The sequence below is a fragment of the Sciscionella sediminilitoris genome, assembly GCF_000737195.2.
Lineage (GTDB): Bacteria > Actinomycetota > Actinomycetes > Mycobacteriales > Pseudonocardiaceae > Sciscionella > Sciscionella sediminilitoris.
On the sequence record NZ_JALM01000064.1, the window covers coordinates 1 to 21182 of the forward strand.

The following is a 21182-nucleotide window of genomic DNA, read 5'->3' on the forward strand; positions in this document are numbered from 1 at the left end:
GCGCGATTAGCTCAGCGGGAGAGCACTGCCTTCACACGGCAGGGGTCACTGGTTCGATCCCAGTATCGCGCACCAGCTGGTAATCGAAGCCCTGTTCCTCTTCACGAGGAGCAGGGCTTCGGTCATGTACGGGCCACCTTGCGGTCGACGATGCGGGCTGGTGACGCGATGGCCTCCGCGATCGGCCCGTGCACCGGGACACCGCTCGCCCTGCTGATGTTTCCGTTGTCGTCGAGCGATTCCCCGATACCGGTATTCGCGGAACCGTTGCCGATGCCGGTCGCGGTGGCCGGCGCGATCGTCAGTCCACTGGCGGCACACCGCATCCGCGGCAACGGGCCGCGACAGCCAGCGGCGTGTTCGCGGTGCTGATCACCGGAACGAGTCTCGTCGCCCGCGCCCGGTAACCGCTATCCGGCGGACCGGGCGCGTTCGAGGGAACGCAGCAGCGTCGCGCTCTCCTGTTCGGTCAGTGCCTGCAACGGTGCCCTCGGCACACCGGCGTCGAGCCCGGTGAGCCGCAGCCCTTCCTTGACCGAGGGCGGCAGTCCGCGACTCACGATCAGATCGAGCAGCTCCCGGATGTCGGCGAAGATGGCGGCGGCACGCTCCTCGCCACCGAGCACCGCTCGGTGGAATTCCTTGATCTGTTCGGGAATCAGGCACGGCGCTGCGGTGCACCATCCGGCCGCACCGGCGTGGAAGGCTTGCAGCGCAAGCGGATTGCTCCCGTTGAAGAACTGCAGGGTGCCCTCGCTGAGCTCACGTAGCCGGTGCATGCGCGCGATATCGCCAGTGGATTCCTTGACCATCGTGATGTTGGCAACCTCGCGCACCAGTTCCCACAACAACTCCGGCGCCATGTCGACACCGGCCGTCGCCGGGTTGTTGTACACCATGACCGGGATTTCCACGGCAGCCGCAACGGTTTCCAGGTGCTTCCGGATTTCCCGATCCGTCAGCTTCCAGTACGAGACGGGCAGCACCATGATGGCCGAGGCACCGAGAGCTTCGGCGGCCCGGGCACGGCGCACGGTTCCGTGGGTGGTGACATCGGAGACCCCGGCCACGGTCGGCAGGGCACCGCGCAGATGCGCGATCGTGGCACTCGCGACCTCGATCCATTCCGCGAAATCGAGGTAGGCCGATTCCCCCGTGCTGCCGAGCGGGGCGATCGCATCGGCCCCGCCGGAGACGAGCCGATCGAGCACTCGCCGCAGCTTCGGGTGAGCGATCGTGCCGTCCGCGGCGAACGGTGTCACGGGATAGGCGACGATACCGGAAATGGTCATACGGCTGCTCCTGGCGAAAAAGGGTCGGTGACTAGATGACATCCGGGTGTCCGCGCAGCGCGCGGCGCGCGTAGTACTGGAAATTCGCCCGGCTGCGCCGTGGTGACAGCGTCCAGTCGTGCGCTTCCCGCGCCAGCCTCGGCGGCAGCGGCTTGATCTCCCCCGCCCCCATGGCCAGCAGCTGCAGCCGCGCGCCGCGTTCGATCAGGTGCGCGAGCGAACAGGCCTCTTCGATGCTCTCGCCGACAACGAGCTGACCGTGGTGCGCCAGCAGGATCGCGCGTTTGTCGCCGAGTGCCGCGGAGATGATCTCCCCTTCCTCGTTGCCGACCGGAACACCGGGCCAGTCCGGAAGGAACGCGCAATCGTCGTAGAGCGGCGCGATGTCCATCTGGGACACTTGCAGCGGTACTTCGAGCATCGAGAGCGCCGCGGCGTGCAGTGGATGCGTGTGCACGATGCACCGCACATCCGGGCGGGCGCGGTAGATCCAGCTGTGGAACCGGTTGGCGGGATTGGCCATGCCCGATCCCTCGAGCACGGTGAGGTCCTCGTCGACCAGCAGCAGGTTCTCGCTGGTGATCTCGTCGAACCCGAGGCCGAGGCGCTGGGTCAGAAAGGTTCCCGGGGTTTCACCGCGAACCGAGATCTGCCCGGCCAGCCCCGAATCGTGACCGGCGTCGGACAACGCCCGGCAGGTCAGTGCGATCTTCTCCCGATCGGTCCACTCCTGGGACTCGAGCTCGGTCCGCATCGCGTTGTCCGCGGTCTCCATCAGCTCCTGTTTGCCCAGACCCATGCTCGTCATCGCCGGACTCCTCTCTCGCAGGGTGATCCCTACCGTAGGACACAAGTTTCCTATTGGCAACTAGTGTCTTTTGTGAGGTCAACAGGCGATGCAGTACCGTTCGGAAGCCGAGGCAGGCGGGAGGACGACACGATGACGGCGGCGATCCGCGTACACCGGCTCGAGAGCGGGATGACACTCGACCAGCTCGCCGCGGCGGCCGGGGTCACCAAGAGCTACCTGTCGAAGATCGAGCGCGGGATCAGTTCCCCCTCGATCGCGATCGCGATGCGCATCGCCGAAGCCTTACAGGTCGACGCGGCGGAGATCTTCGCCGCGCCCGAGGAGAGCACCGAGGCGATGGTGGTCGAGCGCGGCGAGGGCCGGACCACCGTGCCCGCCACGGCCGGCGCACCGGTCTATTCGGCGATCGCCGCCTCGCTTCCCGGTAAGCACATGCATCCGTTCCGGGTGCACCCCACCGAGGATGAGGACGGCCCGCTCGTCCAGCACGCGGGGCAGGAGTTCCTCTACGTCGTCACCGGCACGGTCGAGGTCACGGTGGACGGCGAGACCAGCAGGCTCGGTCCCGGGGACACCGCGTATTTCGACGCGACCCGGCGGCACCGGCTGCGTTCGCTCTCCCCCGGCGCGGAGCGTGCCTCGGTGCTGCTGGTCACCACGATCGACCGGCACCCACCGGACTAGACGGCCGCGGTTCAGGTGCGCGCGCCGAGGGTCCGGGAGATCGCCAGTGCGGCGGTGCGCACGGCGGGGGTCATCCGGCGCAGATCGAGCCGCCCGGAGAGTCCGGAAACGGAGATGGCGCCCGCGACGGTCTGGTCGGTGTTGAGAATGGGACTGGCCGCGCACACGATCCCGGCCCCGGATTCCTCGTAGTCGTTGGCGACGCCGTTGGCTCGTGCGGTACGCAGCTGCCTGGTGAGCATGGCGGGATCGGTGATGGTGCGTTCGGCGACCCGGCGCAGTCCCCGATGCAGCACCTCGTCGAGCACCTGCTGCGGGGAGAACGCGAGCATCGCCTTGCCCACTCCGGTGGCGTGCGCGGGAAGCCGGCCACCGGTGCGCGAGGGAAGCGGGGGCGCGTCGGGATTGTGGAAGATCTCGAGATAGACGACATCGGTGCCGTCGAGCACGGCGAGGTGCACGGTCTGCCGGGTGGCGGCACGCAGATCGGCCATGTACGGCAGCGCGGCCTCGCGAAGACCGAGCTTGCGCGGCACCCGCTCGCCGAGTTCGAACAGCCGCAGGCCGAGGGTGAACCGGACACCGGAACGCTCGAGCACACCGTGTTCGAGCAGGGTTCCGGCCATCCGGTGCACCGTCGACTTGGCGAGTCCGGTCCGCCGCGCGAGCTCGGAGACGCTCAGCACCCGGTCGGTGTCGAAAGCGCTCAGAATGAGCATCATGCGGTCGATGACCGCGTTCGGCGGCTCGGTCATGCGGCGATGGTACGTGCCGCCGCTACGCCGAGCCCGCCTTGACATCCGAGGACTGGGCAGCGAGCTGGATGGCGATGTCGATGATCATGTCCTCCTGGCCGCCGACATAGCCGTGCTCGCCGACCTTGCGCAGGATCTCGTGGCTGGGCACCCCGTAGCGCGCGGCGGCCCGTTCGGCGTGCAGCAGGAAGCTGGAGTACACCCCGGAATGCCCTTGCACGATGGAACTGCGATCGGCCCACGGCAACCGGGTGATGAACGGCAGCGCCACATCCGCGGCGGCGCCGAGGGTCTCGGTCAGGTTGAGCCCGGTGTCCACGCCCATCCGGTCGAACGCGGCCACCAGCACCTCGGTCGGCGAGTTTCCCGCGCCCGCGCCGAGCGCGCACAGGGTGCCGTCGATCTGGCGCGCTCCCGCCTGGTAGGCGGCCAGCGAATTGGCCACCCCGAGCGAGAGGTTCTGGTGCCCGTGCAGGCCGACCTGCGCGTCCTCGCCCAGTTCGGCGACCAGTGCTTCCACCCGGGCCCGCGCGTCGTCGGGAAGCAGCGCGCCCGCCGAGTCGACCACGTACACGCACTGGCATCCGGCATCGGCCATGATGCGCGCCTGCTTGGCGAGCTCTTCCGGGCCGATCCGGTGCGAGAGCATCAGGAAACCGACCGTCTCCATGCCGAGATCGCGTGCCGCGCCGAAGTGCTGGATCGACACATCGGCCTCGGTGCAGTGCGTGGCGATCCGCGCGACCCGAGCGCCGATATCGTGCGCCTGCTTCAGATCGGTGATGGTGCCGACCCCGGGAAGCAACAGTACCGCGATCCGCGCGCGGGTGGCCTCCTCGGCGGCGGCCCGGATCAGGGTGAGCTCATCGGTTCCGGAGAAGCCGTAGTTGAAGCTGGACCCGCCGAGCCCGTCGCCGTGGGTGACCTCGATGACCTGGACCCCGGCGCGATCGAGCACGCCGACCACATCCCGGACCTGCTGCTCGGTGAACTGGTGCGCCATGGCATGGCTGCCGTCGCGCAGGGTGGTGTCGGTGATCCGGAGATCGGTCATGCCACGCCCTCCTTGCTGATGATGTGCTCGGCGAGCAGTTCCCCGGTGCGCGCGGCCGCCGCGGTCATGATGTCCAGGTTGCCCGCCCATTCCGGCAGATAATCGCCGTTCCCGCGCACCTCGAGGAACACCGCGACCCGTGCCTTGCCGCCCCAGTCGGCGCGCGGCTCGTCGAACTGCGGGTCCGCCTTGAGCCGGTAACCGGGCACATAACGGCGCACCTCCTCGATCATCCGGTGGATCGAGTCGGTGATGGCATCGGTGTCCGCGTCCGGATCGATCGCGCAGAACACGGTGTCCCGCATGATCATCGGCGGGTCGACCGGGTTGAGCACGATGATCGCCTTGCCCTTGTCCGCCCCGCCGACGGTCTCGATACCGTTCGCGGTCGTCTCGGTGAACTCGTCGATGTTCGCGCGCGTTCCCGGACCGGCCGAGCGCGAGGCGATCGAGGCGACGATCTCGGCGTAGGAAACCGGGGTGACCCGGGAAACCGCGTGCACCATGGGAATCGTGGCCTGCCCGCCGCAGGTGATCATGTTGACGTTCGGCGCTTCGAGGTGCTGACCGAGATTGACCGGCGGGCAGGCGAACGGCCCGACCGCGGCCGGGGTGAGGTCCACGGCCCGGATTCCCGCGTCGGCGTAGCGCACGGCGTTGGCCGCGTGCGCCCGCGCCGAGGTCGACTCGAACACCAGATCAGGCAGTTCCGCCTGGGACAGCAGCCAGTCGACCCCCTCGGCCGAGGCCTCGATGCCGAGTTCCCGCGCGCGGGCGAGTCCATCGGATTCCGGGTCGACCCCGACCATCGCGGACACCTCGACCAGTTCGCTGCGCCGGAGTTTGGCGAGCAGGTCGGTGCCGATGTTGCCGGGACCGACGATCGCCGCTTTCGCCTTCGTCATACGTCCTCCTGTTTGCCGAATACCGCCGTGACACTGCCGAGCCCGGCGAACTCCGCGGTCACCGATTCGCCGGGAGCGACCGGATGCGCGGCGGTGAGCGAGCCGGGGAGCACCACGTGCCCCTCGGCCAAGGTGATGCCGAGTGGCCCGACGGTGTTCGCCAGCCACACCAAGGAATTCAGCGGTGAACCGAGCACGGCCGCGCCCGCTCCGGTGTCGATGACCTCGCCGCCCTTGCGCAGCACGCAGCCGGTCAGCCGGATGTCCACATCGGACGGATCGAGGAACCTGCTGCCCAGCACCAGGCCACCGGAGGAGGCGTTGTCCGCGATCGTGTCCGGAAGGGCGATCCGCCAGTCCTTGATCCGCGAATCGATGATCTCCAGCGCGGGAACCACATAGCGCACCGCGGCCGCCGCCTCCGCCGCGGTGACCCCGGGACCGCGCAGCGGCGCACCGAGCACGAAGCCGATCTCCGGTTCCACCTTGGGCTGCAGGTAGCGCGCCGCGTCGATCGGCAGACCCTCGAGGTGGAACATCGATTCCATCAGGTGCCCGTAGTCCGGCTGGTTCACGCCGAGCTGGCGCTGCATCGCCGCCGAACTCAGGCCGACCTTGTGCCCGCGCACCACATCGCCCTCGGCCACCCACTGGCGTACCTGTTCGAGCTGGATCCGGTACGAGTCGGTGACCTCGAGCCCGGGATATCGCTGGATGAGCGGGTCGATCGGTCCCTCGCGGTAGGCGGCGAGCAGTTCCCGCGCCACAGCCTGCCGCTGCTGTTCCTGCATGCAACACCTCGTCTCTTCGCTGGCCCCGACGCTAGGCGCGGTGCCGGAACGGGACAAGGGGCGTGTGCCACTGAGTGGGACACTTCAGCGGTCGTAGATCCGCTGGGCGTTCTCCGCGCCGATCATCCGCGCCACCCGGAGCGCGTCCGCGCGCGACCAGGAACCCTCGGTGACGAACCCGCCGAGCACCCGGCGCATCGCCCGCCGCCACAGCAAGGCACCCAGATAGTGCAGCTCCGCGGGCCCGAACGCGTCCGAGGAGAACAGCAGCTTGCCGAACGGGGCCAGTTCGAGCGATTCGGCGAGCACGGTCGCGGCGCGCGCACCGAGATGGGTCAGCGCGAGCCCGGTGTCCAGGTACACGTGCGGATAGACCTGGGCGAGAAATCCCGCGTTGCGGTGGAAGGGATAACAGTGCAGCAGCACCACATCCACCCGGTACCGCTCGATCCGCTCCAGCCAGTCGGTCAGCAACGCCGGATCACAGCGTCGCAGCCGCAGGTCCGGATCGCCGAACCCGGTGTGCAGTTGCAGCGGAAGGCCCCGCTCGACCCCGCACCACAGCAGAAAGCGCAGCAGCACCGGATCCGCGAGGCGCGCCGTGCCGCCGTTGTCCCGGGCGCGCAACCAGTTCCCGGCCGCGCGCACCACCTCGTGCCCGGCGGGTGGATCGGGGTCGAAGGCGAGCCCGTGCCGGTAGGCGATGATGCTCTTGAGTCCGGCCGCGGCGGCGCTGCGTTCGGCGAGCAGTTCCGGGAACCGGCGGGCGAAGGCCGCGGCCCCGATCCCGTCCGCGGCCAATCCTTCGGCGAAGCTCTCCAACCGCAGGATCTCCCCCGCCCGCGCTCCGCTGGCCGCGGCCATCGCGGACGGCCCGAGCACCGGAGCACCGAGGATCCCGGTGTCCACCAGGAACCGGCCGATCCCGCTCGCGGTGAGCAGTCGCCGGTTGACCTCCTCGGTACCGAGCGCGGCGCGGCGGGCGCAGTACGGCCCCGGCCCGGTGTGCGGCTCGAGCCCGAGCACCGGGGCACACCACCGGCGCACCGCGAACCCGAGCTGCGAGTCGAACCGGCTCGTGCCGACCGCGGCCGGCCGGTCGGACTCGGTGAGGAAGGACTCGAACCCGGACCGATCCGCCGGTTCCGCGAGCGCCCCGTGTACGTGGTGGTCCACCAGGCGTAGTTCCTCGATCTCCGCGAGTGCCAAAGCCTCCACACCGGCCTCCACGATGACCTCCCTTTCGCGTACCCGGCCACGGTAGCGCCGTAAACTCCCGCCGAGCAGTGATCGGCAGACGGGAGCAGGGCCAGTGACCGAACGGGAAGTGCTCACCTGGGAGCGATTCGGTGTCGCAACACGTGAGCTGGCGACGATGGTCGCCGAGGACGGGTTCCGGCCCGATCTGATACTCGCCATCGCACGCGGTGGACTGTTCGCCGCGGGAGCGCTCGGTTACGACCTCGAGGTGAAGAACCTGCACGTGATGAACGTGGAGTTCTACACCGGCGTGGACAAGCGCCTGGACATGCCGGTGATGCTGCCACCGGTGCCGAACGCGGTCGATCTGACGAGCAAGCGGGTGCTCGTGGCCGATGACGTCGCGGACACCGGGGCCACCCTGAAGCTGGTGCGCGATTTCTGCGCCGAGCACGTCCTCGAGGTGCGCTGCGCCGTGGTCTACGAGAAGCCGCGCTCCTCGGTGCAGTGCGAGTACGTCTGGCACCGCACCGATCGCTGGATCGATTTTCCCTGGTCGAGCCAGCCTCCGGTGGTCCCCCGCGACTGAGCAGGTTCTCGCGTTCGGCCCGGTTTCGGTACAGGATGGAGGCCCTGGACAACAAAGGAGTCGCGCATGGCCGAGGTACCGACGGGATTCGACTATGTGGTCATCGGGGCCGGTTCGGCGGGCTCGGCGCTCGCGGCACGGCTGAGCGAGGACGAGAACCGCAGTGTGCTGCTGCTCGAGGCCGGGCCGTCCGACAAGGTGATGGCGGTCCGCACCCCGGCGGCGTTCGCGAACCTCTTCGAGACCGACCGGGACTGGAACTACCGCACCGTTGCGCAGCCCGAGCTGGCCGGCCGCCGGATCTACTGGCCGCGCGGCAAGATGCTCGGCGGTTCCTCCTCGATGAACGCGATGATGTGGGTGCGCGGGTTCGCCGCCGACTACGAGGAGTGGGGTGAGCTGGCCGGGGCTCCGTGGTCCGCGGCCAAGGCGCTGGAGCTGTTCACCCGCATCGAGGACACCGAGGCACCCGATGGCGGGCACCAGGGCCGCGGCGGTCCGATGGCGGTCGGCAGGCAGCGCTCCCCGCGCGCGATGACCGGGCAGTACCTCGCGGCGTGCGAGAAGTTCGGGCTGCCCCGCGCGATGGCGGTCAACGGCCCGCACGAGGCCGGGTTCACCGAGACCATGGTCAGCCAGCGCGCCGGCCGCCGGTGGAGCACCGTCGACGGCTATCTGCGCCCGGCTGCCCGGCGCCCCAATCTGACCGTGCTCACCGGCGCCCACACCCTGCGCATCGCGGTCGACGGCGGCCGGGCGCGCGGGGTGGAGTACCTGCACCGGGGGCGGCACCGCACCGTGACCGCGGGCACCGAGATCATCCTGTGCGGCGGGGCGATCAACTCGCCGCAGCTGCTGATGCTCTCCGGGATCGGCCCCGCCGAACAGTTGCGCGCGCACGGTATCCCGGTCGTGGTGGACAGTGCCGAGGTCGGCGCGAACCTGCGCGATCACCTCGCCGCTCCCCTGGTGCTCGGCGCCCGCGAGGGTTCGCTGTATCCGGCGACCAAACCACCGGCACTGCTCGAATACCTGTTGCGCCACACCGGAATGCTCACCTCGAACATCGGTGAGGCCTACGGTTTCGTCAGCAGTGACCCGTTGCTCGGCGCCCCCGATCTGGAGCTGATCTTCGTCCCGGTTCCGTTCCTTGCCGAGGGCCTGGAAGCACCGCAGAGCCACGGCCTCACCACCGGACCGGTACTGCTGCGCCCGGACAGCACCGGAACGGTCACCCTCGAATCGGCCGATCCGCTGCGGGCGCCGCTGGTGGATCCGCGCTACCTCAGCGATCCGGCAGGCCACGACCTCGCGCGGCTGCGGTACGGACTGGAGCTCACCGAGGAACTCCTGGGAACCGAACCGCTCGCCGGACTCGTCGACGGCTGCCTGCAACCCGCGGGCATGGGACCGGGAGCCGAGCGCAGGGAAACCGCCCTGCGCGAGCACTCCCAGACCCTCTATCACCCCGTCGGCACCTGCCGGATGGGCCGCGACGAGAACTCCGTGGTCGACCCGCGGCTGCGGGTGCGCGGCGTACCGGGACTGCGCGTCGCCGACGCCTCGATCATGCCGAGCATCATCCGGGGGCACACCAACGCTCCCGCGATCCTCATCGGTGAACAGGCCGCCGAGTTTCTGCGCGAGGACACCTGAGAAAGCGATCCATGGCAGGCTTGGCGGGACCATCCCGCACGCGAGCTAGGACCGCCATGTACCCGCAACAGCCCGGCTATCCGTCGTATCCGCAGCAGCCGAACCGACCGAGCGGATCGACCGCGACCACCGCCGCGGTGCTCGGCATCGTCCTCGGCATCGGCTCGATCGTGGGATTCAGCGCCACGAGCATCCGCCTCGTCGGAGGAATCCCGCTGGCCATCGTCCTGCTCGCCGGCGCCGTCGGGGTGCTCACCGGACAGACCAACGGCCGCATCGTGCTGATGATCGGCGGCGCGCTCCAGGCCGTGACCTCAGTCGTTTTCGGCGTCGTGCGGGGATCCTTCGCCCAGCTGACCGCCTCTCCCGTTCCGCTGATCCTTCTCGCCATGGCGCTCGCCGGGATCGTGGTCACCGTGCTGGCCGCGCTCCCCGCCACCGCGAACCATCTGCGCGCCCGACAGCAGGAGCGCCAGGGATTCTCCGGGCAGTCCCCGCAACAGCAGTACGCACAACAGTCCTATCCGCAGCAGTCCTATCCACAGCAGCCGCACCCCCAGCAATTCCCGCCACAGCAACAGTTCCCGCCACAGCAGTTGCCCCCACAGCAAGTCCCGCCGCAGCAATTCCCACCGCAGGCACCGCCGAATCAGCCCTATCCGCCGCAGAATCCGGGTCCGCGATGATCGATACGGGTCTTGCCGGGCGGGTCGTACTCGTCACCGGTGGCGCGGCGGGAATCGGGGCCGCGATCTCGCGTGCCTTCGCCGCACAGGGCGCGCGCCTCGCGGTGCACCATCTCGGCGCGGAATCCCGTCCGCCCGAGGGAAGTCTGTGGGAGCACCGCAGCCCGGCCGAGGGGCAGGTCGCCGCACTGGCCGGGGAACTGGACGCGGCCACCTTCCCCGCCGATCTCACCGCGGCCGAGGCGCCACGGCTGCTGCTCGATGCGGTCACCGAACGGCTCGGCCCGGTGGATGTGCTGGTGAACAACGCCGCGCACTGCGAACAACCGGACGGCATCGAAACGCTCGGCCTCGACGGGCTCGCCAGGCACTACGCGGTGAACACCTTCGCGCCCGCACTGCTCACCGCCGAACTCGCCCGGCGCGCGCACCATCCGCCGCCGTGCGTGGTGAACATCTCCACCGACGCCGCCCGCGCCTTCCCCGGGCAGACCGGTTACGGCACCTCGAAGGCCGCCCTCGAAGGGTTCACCAGATCGGCGGCGCTGGACCTCGGCCCCAGCGGGATCCGGGTCAACGCGGTAGCCCCCGGTCCGGTGCAGACCGGCTGGCTCGAGGGGGAAACACTCGAACACGCGCGCTCGATCGTGCCGCTCGGCCGGGTCGGCGAACCCGAGGACATCGCCGATGCCGTGGTGTTCCTCGCTTCCCGGCAGGCGCGCTGGATCACCGGTCAGGTGCTGCAGGTGGCCGGCGGGCACGCGCTCTGATCGGTGTCCACAGTGGACGGATTCACCTGCGGTACAGCTCGACCGTGCAGGGAATCTCGTCCTCGGTGTACCGGGTGGACTCGGTCAGCGTGAAGGCCGAGAGATCCGGTTCCCAGACCGTGTCCCCCTCCGGGCTGGCGTGCACCCTGGTCAGGTGCACCAGATCGGCGATCGGCAGCGCCGCCCGGTACACGGTCGCACCGCCGATCACGAACGCCCGGCCCGGTCCGGCAGCGGCCACTGCCTGATCGAGTGAGGAAAACCATTCCACCCGCGGATCCCCGGAACCTGTGGAGAGCACCAGGTTGCGGCGACCGGGAAGCGGGCGCCCGATCGATTCGAAAGTCCTGCGTCCCATGATGATCGGGTGTCCGAGGGTGAACCGTTTGAACCGCGCGAGATCACCGGGAAGTTTCCAGGGCATGCCACCGCGGTCGCCGAGTACTCCGTTCTCGGCGACCGCGGCGACCAGTCCGATCTCAGTCAACGGCGCTCATCACGTGCTTGATGCGGGTGTAGTCCTCGAAACCGTAGCCGGAGAGGTCCTTGCCGTAACCGGAATGCTTGAACCCACCGTGCGGCATCTCGGCGGCGAGCGGAATGTGGCAGTTGATCCACACGCAGCCGAAGTCGAGGTCCCGCGAGGCACGCATCGCGGTGCCGTGGTCGCTGGTCCATACCGAGGAGGCCAGCCCGTACTGCACATCGTTGGCCATCCGGAACGCCTCGGCCTCGTCGGTGAACGACTGCACGGTGATCACCGGGCCGAACACCTCGTTCTGCACGATCTCGTCGTCCTGGCGCAGCCCGGAGACCACGGTCGGCTCGAAGAAGAATCCCTTGTCCCCGAACCGTTTCCCGCCCGCGTTGACGACCGCGTGCCCGGGCAGCCGGTCGATGAAGCCCTGCACCTTCTCCAGCTGGGCCGCCGAGTTGAGCGGACCGTAGAGCACGTCCTGTTCGTCGGGCTTGCCGGTCTTGGTCGCCTTCGCCACCTCGGTCAGCGCGCGCACGAAGTCCTCCTGCGCGCCCTCCTGCACGAGCACCCTGGTCGCGGCCGTGCAGTCCTGGCCGGCGTTGAAGTAGCCCGCCTCGGCGATCTGCTCGGCCGCGGACTTCAGGTCGGCGTTGTCGAACACGATCACCGGGGCCTTGCCGCCGAGTTCCAGGTGCACCCGCTTCAGGTCCACGGCAGCGGAACCGGCGACCTCCATACCCGCGCGCACCGAACCGGTCACCGAGACGATGCTCGGGGTCTTGTGCTCGATCAGCAGCCGTCCGGTGTCCCGGTCGCCGCAGACCACGTTGAACACCCCTGGCGGGAGGAATTCGGCGAGCACCTCGGCGGTGAGTACGGTCGAGGCGGGGGTGGTGTCCGAGGGCTTGAGCACCACGGTGTTGCCCGCGGCGATCGCCGGGGCCCACTTCCACATCGCCATGACCATCGGGTAGTTCCACGGCGTGACCTGTGCGGCGACCCCGATCGGCTCGCGGCGGATGAAGGAGGTGAAGCCCTCCATGTACTCGCCTGCCGACTTGCCCTCGAGATTGCGGGCCGCACCGGCGAAGAACCGGGTGTGGTCGATCAGCTGGAACATCTCTTCGGACTCGACCAGTGCCAGCGGCTTGCCGGTGTTCGCCGACTCCAGCTTGACGAACTCGTCCTTGCGGGCCTCGAACGCGTCGGCGATCTTGTTCAGCGCGAGCTGGCGTTCCCGCGGCGTGGTGCGCGACCAGGTCTTGAAGGCCTCGGCCGCGGCGGCGAAGGCGGCGTCCACATCCTCGGCTCCGGAAAGGGCCGCGGTACCGAGGACTTCGCCGGTCACCGGATCGATCAGCTCGCTCGTCTTGCCCGAGACCGCGTCCCGGTGCTCGCCCGCGATGAAGTTCCGGACGGTGATACTACCCATTCCGATCCACTCTCCCGCTCTTGTTACGAATTCGGCCAGGATCGTAGCGATATACTACGAAATTGTCACGCCTTCACGGCTTGAAGCTCCTCGCGCACCGCAGCGGCGAACGTGTCGATGTCCGCCTCGGTGGTGTCGAAGGTGGTCACCCAGCGCACCTCCCCGGTCTCCTCGTCCCAGGTGTAGAAGCGGAACCGCTTCTGCAGCCGCGCGGTCACATCCTTGGGCAGGATCGCGAACACCTCGTTGGCCTGGGGTTCACGGGTCAGCCGCAGCCCCGGCACATCGCGCACCGTCCCGGCGAGCCGCGCGGCCATGGCGTTCGCGTGGGTGGCGTTGCGCAGCCAGAGATCACCGGAGAGCAGGGCATCGAACTGCGCCGATACGAACCGCATCTTGCTCGCCAGCTGCATGGACATCTTCCGCAGGTACGGCAGCCCGCGCGCGGCCTCGTGGTTGAGGACCACGACCGCCTCGCCGAACATCATCCCGTTCTTGGTGCCGCCGAAGGAGAGCACATCCACCCCGGCATCGGTGGTGAACTCGGCGAAGGGCACCCCGAGGTGCGCGGCCGCGTTCGACAACCGCGCCCCGTCCATGTGCACGACCATCCCGCGGGCGTGCGCGTGCTCGCACAGCGCGGCCACCTCGGCCGGGGTGTAGCAGGTGCCCAGTTCGGTGGACTGGGTGATGGCCACGACCTTCGGCTGCGCCCGGTGCTCGTCGTCGAAGCCGTAGGCCTCGGTGTCCACCAGTTCCGGGGTCAGTTTCCCGTCCGGAGTGGACACCGTGAGCAGCTTCAGCCCGCCCATCCGTTCCGGAGCGCCGCATTCGTCCACGTGGATGTGCGCGGTGTCCGCACAGATCACCGACTGCCAGCGCTCGGTCAGCGACTGCAGGCCGACCACATTGGCCCCGGTCCCGTTGAACACGGGGAACGCCTCGGCGCCCGGGCCGAAGTGCGACTGGAACACCTGCTGCACGGCCTCGGTGTAGTCGTCCTCCCCGTAGGCGATCTGGTGCCCGCCGTTCGCGGTCGCCAGGGCGGCCATGATCTCCGGGTGCACGCCCGAGTAGTTGTCGCTGGCGAACCCGCGGTATTCCGGATCGTGCTTGCGGGCTATGGCGTCAGCCAAAGTCGTTCTCCGTTCAGTTCCGTCGCCGGTTTGTCCCACAGGCTAACGATGGCCTTCGCGACATCCGCGACATCGGTCATGCTGGCGAATTTCGCCTCCGGTTTCGCGGCCCGCATCTCGTCGGTCACCAGACCGTTCACCACGAGGATCGTGGCCGCGGCGGTCTCACTGGCCCGCCAGCCGTGCGCGACCGCGAGCATCCAGGCCTCCGAGGCCGCCTTCGCCGCGGCGTAGTGCGCGCCCTTCGAACTCGGCGAGCCCGCCGCCTTCGCCGAGACGATCACCGCACGGCCCGCCTCGCTGTCCGAGAGCGCCGCGTGGAAGGCCCGCGTGGTGCGCTGCAGGGTGCGCACCAGGCGCTGCTCGAGGAAGTCCCAGTCCGCCAGGTCCTCCTCGACGAAGCTCTTCCCGCCGCGCCAGCCGCCGACGAGGTGCACCAGGCCGTCGATGTGCCCGTGCCGGGAACGCAGTTCACCCGCCCAGGCCTCGGTCGCGGCCTCGTCGAGCAGATCCACCGCGTGGGTCTCGATCGTGCCGCCCTCGGCCCGGATGTCGTCGGCGAGCGGGTGCAACGAGGACTCCAGGACATCGCAGGCGATGACCGTGGCCCCGGCCGCGGCGAGCGCCCGGCAGGCCGGTGGACCGGCCGCCCCGCCCGCCCCGGTGACGACGATGACCTTGTTCTGCACACTCATGCCGTAATCCCAGCTGTCGATGCCACCACGGTCTTCAACTTCTTGCGCAACGCTTCATAGAAGGTGTTCAGCGGGAACTCGTCCGGCAGCACCTCGTCCACCATCTTGCGCGGTGGCCCGTCGGTCGGCAACGCCTCGATGCCCTTCGCCCACACCGAGGCCGGGTGGGCGGCGACATAACCGGACATCAGCTCGTGCGCGGCCATCCAGTGCGCCATCCGGGAGCGGTCGATCCCGTCCGAGTAGAGCTGCTCGACCTCCTCGCACAGGCCGAGCACCCCGGAGGGCAGCGCGGTCCAGTCCACCCGCAGCGTGTTGTCGGTCCAGGCGAGCACCCCGGCCTTGCGCAGGTAGGCGAACAGCAGCTGACCGCCGAGCCCGTCGTAGTTCTTCACCCGGTCCCCGGTGATCGGGAAGCGGAAGAGCCGGTCGAACAGGATCGCGTACTGCACGAGCTTGCCGTACGGATTCCCGGACCGCTCCAGTTCGATCGCCTCACGGAAGGCGTTCAGATCACAGCGCAGTTCCTCGATCGCGTACATCCAGTACGGCATCCGCTGCTTGATCATGAACGGATCGAAGGGCAGATCACCGTGGGAGTGCGTGCGGTCGTGGATGAGATCCCAGAGCACATAGGTGTTCTGGGCCAGCCGCTGATCCGCGAGCAGCCGGGCGGCGTCCGGCGGCAGGGCCAGCCGCAGGGTCTGCGCCGCGGCCGAGCCGACCGCACGGAACCGCGCGGCCTCCCGGTCGCAGAAGATCCCGCCCCAGGTGAATTTCGGTACCTCGCGCACGGCGACGGTCTCCGGGAAGAGCACGGCGGAATTCGTGTCGTACCCCTCGGTGAAATCCACGAAGGTGATGGGCACGAACATCGGATTGTCATAGCGGGCCGATTCGAGTTCGGCGAGCCAGTCCGGCCAGAACGTGCGCAGCACGACCGCTTCGACGTTCCGGTCCGGATTCCCGTTCTGGGTGTACATCGGGAAGACGACCAGGTGCTCGCGCCCGTCGATACGCTGGGTCTCCGGGCGGAACAGCACCAGCGAATCGAGGAAGTCCGGCACCCCGAACCCGTTGTCCGCCCACTTGCCGAAGTCCGCGACGACCGCCTCGAGGTAGTCCTTGTCGTACGGGAACCGCGGCGCGAGCACCAGGATCTGCTCGCTGATCACCCGCACCAGTTCGGCGGCCTCGTCCGAGGCGTTCTCGATCGAACCGTCGCCGGACTGCAGCCCGCGCAGCCGGGACACCGCGTCCTTGAGCGTGTTCCAGGCCGGCTCGGTCACGATCGACTCGCCCGTGTCCTGTTCCGGCTCGGTATGCGCTCCCCCGGCCGCCCAGGTGACCACATTGGACCAGAGCCGCTCGTGGTCGAAGTCGCCGATCGAGTCGTCACCGAACAGGTCCGAGTCCGCGAAGGCGATCACCCGGCCCTGGTCGACCCGGGCCACGGCGGCCAGCGGGGCACCGGCCGGATCCGCGCTCGCATGGGTGCGCAGCACCGGGCGGCCGGCGGACTCCGGCTGCACCCGCAGCGCCCCGGCGCGGTAGAAGCACGCCTGCCCGACCCCGGCGAGCAGATCCTCGGCGTCGTGTTCGGGTACCGGCTCGGCGAGCACCCAGGCGGCCACATCCCGGAAGTTGTGGCTGACGTCGAGGGTGTTGCGGTTCTCGATGAGGATGCCGAACCGCAGCAGGAGTTCGTTGAGATTGTTGCCGTACTTGCCCTGTTCGGATTCGCCGAGCACGACGAGTCCGCCACCGCGCCGGACGAACTGCTCGATCGCGTCCAGCTCGGTCTCGGTGAGCACCGGGGAGCCCGAGCCCGTCGTCCGCTCCCAGTCGGATTCCGAGGGATGGGCAAGCACCAGCACATCGACCCGGTCCAGGGCCTCCTGATCCAGACTCGTGTCGACATTGGCCACCACGGTGTGCCCGTGCGCGCGCAGTGCGGCCGCCGCCTTCACATAGCCCGAGTCATCGGGATGCGAGGGGTTCATCTTCGCCGCGACTTCCGGGCGGATCGTCCACGCTTCACTGTGCGATTCGTCGAACAGCACCGTCGGGAACAACCCCTCGTCCTGCGCGCCCCGCTGCCCCCGGCCGGTGACCGGTGCGGTGTCCACGAACATGCGCCACACTCCTCAGGTATCCGTAATACTTCTTGTTCCTGTCTACCATCGGCGTAAATATCGCGTCAACATGACCGTCCTGACACACAATTTTCCTGTGTCGAGGCTGTGGCGCTGGAGATCCGGAGCCCGCGAGAGGAGCCCGGCCGAAACGTGCACCGCTCACCGGAGGAGACGGCCGGGTGAATAATGCGTGCGCGGACGCGTGGTATCGCTCACGAAGAATTCCCGTAATTAACCGGACATCCCCCTGGTCACACCGGTGCACCCGGTTTGTTGAGGGCGATTCCGCGCGCTCCGGTATTGACGTACCACTATTGGCCTGCCGTTAAGATGAACACGGGGCGATTCGAAACTTTACCGCCGATACCGCAGCGGCCCGGCACCCGAGAATGGCAGGCGGGGTGTGCCTGCCATAATGCGCTATAGTCGGAGCCAACTCCACGACAATACCGTGTAAGCGGCTACCGCGACGCACATCGATCAGCAGGAGAAGAGGAGCAGTGGCACAGAAAGTTCTTGTCCAGCTCGTCGACGATCTCGACGGCACGAGCGCCACGGACATCGAGACCGTCACGTTCGCCCTCGACGGCGTGAACTACGAAATCGACCTCGGCCCGAAGAACGCGCGCAAACTCCGCGAGAATCTTGCCGACTTCGTTTCCGAGGCGCGTCGTGTCGGCGGGCGAATGAAGCGTGGCACGGCGGCCAAGACCGCGGCCGCGAAGGCTCCTGCCGCGCCCGCGAACCGGGAGCAGACCAAGGCCATCCGTGAATGGGCCCGCAGCCAGGGGCACAACCTCTCGACCCGTGGCCGCATTCCGGCGCACATCGTCGAGGAATTCGAGGCCGCGCACCAGCCCAAGCAGACCAAGAAGGGCGGCCGCGGCGGCGGCCGGAAGAAGGCGGCCACCCCGTCGTTCTCCGGCTGAGTCGAATTTCGCGGTCTTCGTAAATGTGGGCCCCGCCAACATCGTTGGCGGGGCCCACATTTGTGTGCGGTCAGTGTAAACCAGAGGTCGCCACCCCCGGTTCCTCCTCGACCGCGCTCAGCGGGGTCGCCACTTCCTCGAGCGGTTTGCGTTCGGCGGCCACCCCGAACGCGATCGCCACGATTCCCCCGATCGCCATGATCACGCCGCCACCGACATAACCCCAGAACAGTTTCGTCGGATCCGGGTGTTCCTTGTCGATGAGCAGACCGTAGATCAACGGCGCCACGGCACCGAAAATCTGCGCGATCGAGAAGAAGATGGCAATTGCCTGACCGCGCACCTCGAGCGGGAAAACCTCGCTCACCGTCAGATACGCCGAACTCGCTCCCGCGGTCGCGACGAAGAACACGACGCACCAGCAGATCACCAGCGTCGTCGCGGTGAGCAGATCGAATTCGAACAGCAGACCGGTCAGTGCGAGCAGCGCACCCGAGACGAGATAACTGGCCGAGATCAGTTGCTTACGGCCGACGATATCGAACAGGGGCCCGAGCACCAGCCCGCCGATGAAGTTCGCCGCGGCGAACGGGATCGAGTACAACGGCACCACCTTCTCGTGGATCGAGAAGAAGGTGGTCAGCACGATTCCCTGGGTGAAGAAGATCGCGTTGTACAGGAACGACTGGGTGATCATCAGAGTGGCACCGAGGATCGACCGTTTCGGATACTTCACGAAAAGCACGCGCAGCATCGTGAAATAGCCGTATCCGGAGCTCGGTTTGATGAGCAACGATTTGCTCTCGTCGACCTCGGGCAGCCGGTGCCCTTTTGCCTCGACCTCGCGCTCGATGTACGCGATCGAGGCCTCCGCCTCGTCCTGTTTGCCGTGCATCACCTGCCAGCGCGGACTCTCCGGCAGGTTCCGGCGGACGATGAGGATCACGAGCCCGAGAATCGGACCGAGAATGAACGCCGCGCGCCAGCCCCAGGATCCGACGAAGCTGTGCAGTACGAAGAAGGTGAGCAGTCCGCCGACCATGGCGCCGAACCAGTAGGAACTGTTCACCGCGATATCCACCCGGCCGCGATAGCGCGCCGGGATCAATTCGTCGATGGCCGCATTGATCGCGGTGTATTCCCCGCCGATGCCGAGCCCGGCGATAAACCGCGTCACGTACATGAACCCGATCGCCCAGGCTCCCTGGCCCATGGTCAGTGCGGAAAGGCCGGTGCCGACCAGATAGACGGCGAGAGTCACCATGAAAAGCCTGCGACGGCCGATCCGGTCGGCGAGCCTGCCGAATCCGAGCGAGCCGACCACCTGGCCGATCAGGTACACCGTGGCGATCGCCGAAACCGAGGCGGAACTGACCCCGATACCATCCTTGCCCGCGAGGCTGGGAATGACGTTCTCGACAATGCTGATTTCCAGTCCGTCGAGCACCCAGGCCACACCGAGCGCGAGCACCATCCTGGTGTGGAACGGCGACCAGGGTAATCGGTCGATCCGCGCCGGAATCAGACTCCTGATCGCATTCTCCGGCTCTCCCGGGGAATCGGACTTCTCTGTCGTGCTCACAGCGCCTCCCGGCGGTCCCAGTGGAGTTGGTGCCGGACATAGTGACACACGACGCATTCGGAATGCATTCAGGCTCGGCGAATGGGTGAGAAGAAAAAACGCCGCATCCCGGAACCGGCTCCGGGATGCGGCGTTCGCCGGGCGATCGTGCCCGAAAAATGCGGAAGGTCAATGCCCGGCGGGCTGCGCAGGCTGCCTTTCGTGCCACGGCAGTACGGATTCGACAAGCTTGCACACGGCGAGTACCAAATCATCGGAATGCCGCGGGCCGACGATCTGCAATCCGACCGGGAGCCCGGCCGAGGTGAATCCGACGGGCACGGTGGCCGCGGGCTGCTGGGTCATATTGAACGGGTAACCGAATTGCGACCAATTCGGCCACCTGGCATAGCCACCGCCCGGTGGCACCTCGGTCCCCGCCTCGAAGGGCGGGATCGCCACGGTCGGGGTGAACAGAATGTCGTAGCGCTCGTGGAAGGTGCCCATCGTGCTGCCGAGCCACACGCGCCGCTCATCGGCCTCGAGGAAACGCAAGGCGCTCAACGACTTGCCCCGCTCCCAGGCCGCGCGCAGCCCCTCGTCGAGCCGGCCGGTCCGCTCGGCGGGCAGCGCCTCGAGCCATTTCGCCAGGCCCGCGTCCAGCAGCACCTCGTAGTCCTCGATCGGATCCGTGATGTCCGGGCTGTCGTACTCGATCAGCAGTCCGGCATTGCCGACCGCGTTCACCGCGGCGGCGACGATCTCGGCGATCTCCGGATCGACGTCGACATAACCGAGGTCCGGGGAGAACGCGGCCACGATCCCGCGCACATCCCGGCGCACCGCCTCGCGATAGGAACCCGGCGGGGAGGGCATCGCGCTGGGATCGCGCGCGTCCGGAAGGGAGAGCACATCCAGGATGAGCGCGAGATCGTCCACCGACTGGGCCATCGGCCCGGCGTGCGCGAGCTGGCCGAACGGGCTCTCCGGGAACAGCGGGATCTGCCCGAAGGTCGGTTTGAGCGCGGGGATCCCGCAGAACGCCGCCGGAATCCGCGCCGATCCCCCGCTGTCGGTGCCCAGCGAGATCGGCCCCATTCCGGAGGCGACCGCGGCCGCGCTGCCACCCGAGGAACCACCCGCGGTCAGTGCCGGGTTCCACGGGTTCGTGGTCACCCCGCCGCGCGGCGAGTCGGTGACGCCCTTCCAGGCCAGTTCCGGGGTCGAGGTCTTGCCGAGCAACACCGCCCCGTTCTCCCGCAACCGGGCGGTCGGCGGGGAATCCTCGTCCCAGGGACCGTCCTCCTCGACGGTGTAGGAACCGCGCAGGGTCGGCCAGCCCTCGGTGAGGAACACATCCTTGACCGAGGCCGGAACCCCGTCGAGCAGACCGCTCACATGCCCGGAGCGCCAGCGCGCCTCGGATTCGGCGGCCTGCGCCATCGCCTGCGCGCCGTCGACGAGGCAGTAGGCGTTGAGCGTGCCGTTCGCCTCCTCGATCCGCTCGAGCGCGGCCGCGGTGACCTCGACCGGGGAGAGTTCCCCGGCCGCGAACGCGGCGAGCATTTCGGTCGCGGTCCGTGGAATCTGGCGCTGCGGCAAAGCCTGCCCCTCCTTGTC

Annotated in this window: 20 protein-coding genes, 1 tRNA gene and 1 pseudogene; 7 read left to right on the forward strand and 15 right to left on the reverse strand. The window is 68.2% G+C overall.

From position 1 onward, the window contains the following. Positions 1-75 (forward strand) — tRNA-Val (locus tag AD72_RS23100). Positions 76-122: 47 nt separating this feature from the next. On the opposite strand, the gene AD72_RS23105 is transcribed toward AD72_RS23100, so the two are convergent. The 3 genes from AD72_RS23105 to AD72_RS23115 form a co-directional block, all read right to left on the reverse strand. Continuing rightward, positions 123-326 (reverse strand): hypothetical protein, encoded by a 204-nt coding sequence (locus AD72_RS23105; protein WP_031468661.1) that lies wholly within the window; start codon positions 324-326, stop codon positions 123-125. An 84-nt stretch (positions 327-410) separates the two neighbouring features. Continuing rightward, entirely contained in the window at positions 411-1292 is an 882-nt protein-coding gene (locus AD72_RS23110; RefSeq protein WP_031468662.1) for a dihydrodipicolinate synthase family protein, read from the reverse strand. Between the two features lie 31 nt (positions 1293-1323). Continuing rightward, positions 1324-2100, reverse strand: coding sequence for an aldolase (locus AD72_RS23115; RefSeq protein WP_031468663.1), 777 nt, complete (start codon positions 2098-2100; stop codon positions 1324-1326). A gap of 132 nt (positions 2101-2232) precedes the next feature. Between AD72_RS23115 and AD72_RS23120 the strand changes: the two genes are divergently transcribed. After that, positions 2233-2787: a helix-turn-helix domain-containing protein gene (locus tag AD72_RS23120; RefSeq protein WP_031468664.1), complete on the forward strand. Its 555-nt coding sequence runs from the start codon at positions 2233-2235 to the stop codon at positions 2785-2787. A gap of 11 nt (positions 2788-2798) precedes the next feature. Here AD72_RS23120 and AD72_RS23125 read toward each other — a convergent pair whose 3' ends face one another. The 5 genes from AD72_RS23125 to AD72_RS23145 form a co-directional block, all read right to left on the reverse strand. After that, entirely contained in the window at positions 2799-3542 is a 744-nt protein-coding gene (locus AD72_RS23125; RefSeq protein WP_031468665.1) for an IclR family transcriptional regulator, read from the reverse strand. Between the two features lie 22 nt (positions 3543-3564). Next, on the reverse strand, positions 3565-4596 hold the full coding sequence (gene dmpG / locus AD72_RS23130; RefSeq protein WP_031468666.1) for a 4-hydroxy-2-oxovalerate aldolase: 1032 nt from the start codon (positions 4594-4596) through the stop codon (positions 3565-3567). Next, the gene (locus AD72_RS23135; RefSeq protein ID WP_031468667.1) at positions 4593-5501 is read right to left on the reverse strand and encodes an acetaldehyde dehydrogenase (acetylating); all 909 of its coding nucleotides are present in this window, start codon (positions 5499-5501) and stop codon (positions 4593-4595) included. Before AD72_RS23135 ends, dmpG begins: the two co-directional genes overlap by 4 nt. Further along, positions 5498-6292 carry a 2-keto-4-pentenoate hydratase gene (locus tag AD72_RS23140; RefSeq protein ID WP_031468668.1) on the reverse strand — a complete coding sequence of 265 codons (795 nt, stop codon included), beginning with the start codon at positions 6290-6292 and terminating at the stop codon, positions 5498-5500. Before AD72_RS23140 ends, AD72_RS23135 begins: the two co-directional genes overlap by 4 nt. 84 nt (positions 6293-6376) lie before the next feature. Then, positions 6377-7522, reverse strand: coding sequence for an amidohydrolase family protein (locus AD72_RS23145; protein ID WP_231644939.1), 1146 nt, complete (start codon positions 7520-7522; stop codon positions 6377-6379). Positions 7523-7604: 82 nt separating this feature from the next. Here AD72_RS23145 and AD72_RS23150 point away from each other — a divergent pair, with 82 nt between their 5' ends. The 4 genes from AD72_RS23150 to AD72_RS23165 all read left to right on the forward strand — a co-directional run bounded on the left by AD72_RS23150 (position 7605) and on the right by AD72_RS23165 (position 11193). Continuing rightward, a complete protein-coding gene (locus tag AD72_RS23150; RefSeq protein ID WP_020495037.1) occupies positions 7605-8081 on the forward strand; it encodes a phosphoribosyltransferase in 477 nt (158 codons plus the stop codon). 66 nt (positions 8082-8147) lie between these two features. Then, on the forward strand, positions 8148-9737 hold the full coding sequence (locus AD72_RS23155) for a GMC family oxidoreductase (protein WP_031468670.1): 1590 nt from the start codon (positions 8148-8150) through the stop codon (positions 9735-9737). A gap of 56 nt (positions 9738-9793) precedes the next feature. Next, positions 9794-10423, forward strand: a complete 630-nt coding sequence (locus AD72_RS23160) for a hypothetical protein (protein WP_031468671.1) — start codon at positions 9794-9796, stop codon at positions 10421-10423. Next, positions 10420-11193 (forward strand): SDR family NAD(P)-dependent oxidoreductase, encoded by a 774-nt coding sequence (locus AD72_RS23165; protein WP_031468672.1) that lies wholly within the window; start codon positions 10420-10422, stop codon positions 11191-11193. The genes AD72_RS23160 and AD72_RS23165 overlap by 4 nt, the downstream gene beginning before the upstream one ends. A 22-nt stretch (positions 11194-11215) precedes the next feature. Here AD72_RS23165 and AD72_RS23170 read toward each other — a convergent pair whose 3' ends face one another. The 5 genes from AD72_RS23170 to AD72_RS23190 form a co-directional block, all read right to left on the reverse strand. Then, complete coding sequence (locus AD72_RS23170; RefSeq protein WP_031468673.1) at positions 11216-11680, reverse strand: dihydrofolate reductase; 465 nt, start codon at positions 11678-11680, stop codon at positions 11216-11218. Further along, positions 11673-13103 (reverse strand): gamma-aminobutyraldehyde dehydrogenase, encoded by a 1431-nt coding sequence (locus AD72_RS23175; RefSeq protein WP_031468674.1) that lies wholly within the window; start codon positions 13101-13103, stop codon positions 11673-11675. The genes AD72_RS23170 and AD72_RS23175 overlap by 8 nt, the downstream gene beginning before the upstream one ends. A gap of 65 nt (positions 13104-13168) precedes the next feature. Further along, complete coding sequence (locus tag AD72_RS23180; RefSeq protein WP_031468675.1) at positions 13169-14239, reverse strand: threonine aldolase family protein; 1071 nt, start codon at positions 14237-14239, stop codon at positions 13169-13171. Then, on the reverse strand, positions 14224-14934 hold the full coding sequence (locus tag AD72_RS23185; RefSeq protein ID WP_031468676.1) for an SDR family NAD(P)-dependent oxidoreductase: 711 nt from the start codon (positions 14932-14934) through the stop codon (positions 14224-14226). The genes AD72_RS23180 and AD72_RS23185 overlap by 16 nt, the downstream gene beginning before the upstream one ends. After that, positions 14931-17069, reverse strand: a complete 2139-nt coding sequence (locus AD72_RS23190; protein WP_051898919.1) for a DUF6421 family protein — start codon at positions 17067-17069, stop codon at positions 14931-14933. The genes AD72_RS23185 and AD72_RS23190 overlap by 4 nt, the downstream gene beginning before the upstream one ends. Positions 17070-17572: 503 nt before the next feature. Between AD72_RS23190 and AD72_RS23195 the strand changes: the two are divergent. After that, a pseudogene (locus tag AD72_RS23195) lies at positions 17573-17914 on the forward strand (histone-like nucleoid-structuring protein Lsr2); the annotation flags it as partial. A 157-nt stretch (positions 17915-18071) separates the two neighbouring features. Here the strand turns inward: AD72_RS23195 and AD72_RS23200 are convergent. Both AD72_RS23200 and AD72_RS23205 read right to left on the reverse strand, forming a co-directional pair. Beyond that, positions 18072-19583: an MFS transporter gene (locus AD72_RS23200; RefSeq protein WP_051898920.1), complete on the reverse strand. Its 1512-nt coding sequence runs from the start codon at positions 19581-19583 to the stop codon at positions 18072-18074. A 168-nt stretch (positions 19584-19751) separates the two neighbouring features. Continuing rightward, positions 19752-21164 carry an amidase gene (locus AD72_RS23205; RefSeq protein WP_031468680.1) on the reverse strand — a complete coding sequence of 471 codons (1413 nt, stop codon included), beginning with the start codon at positions 21162-21164 and terminating at the stop codon, positions 19752-19754. Positions 21165-21182: the final 18 nt, after the last annotated feature.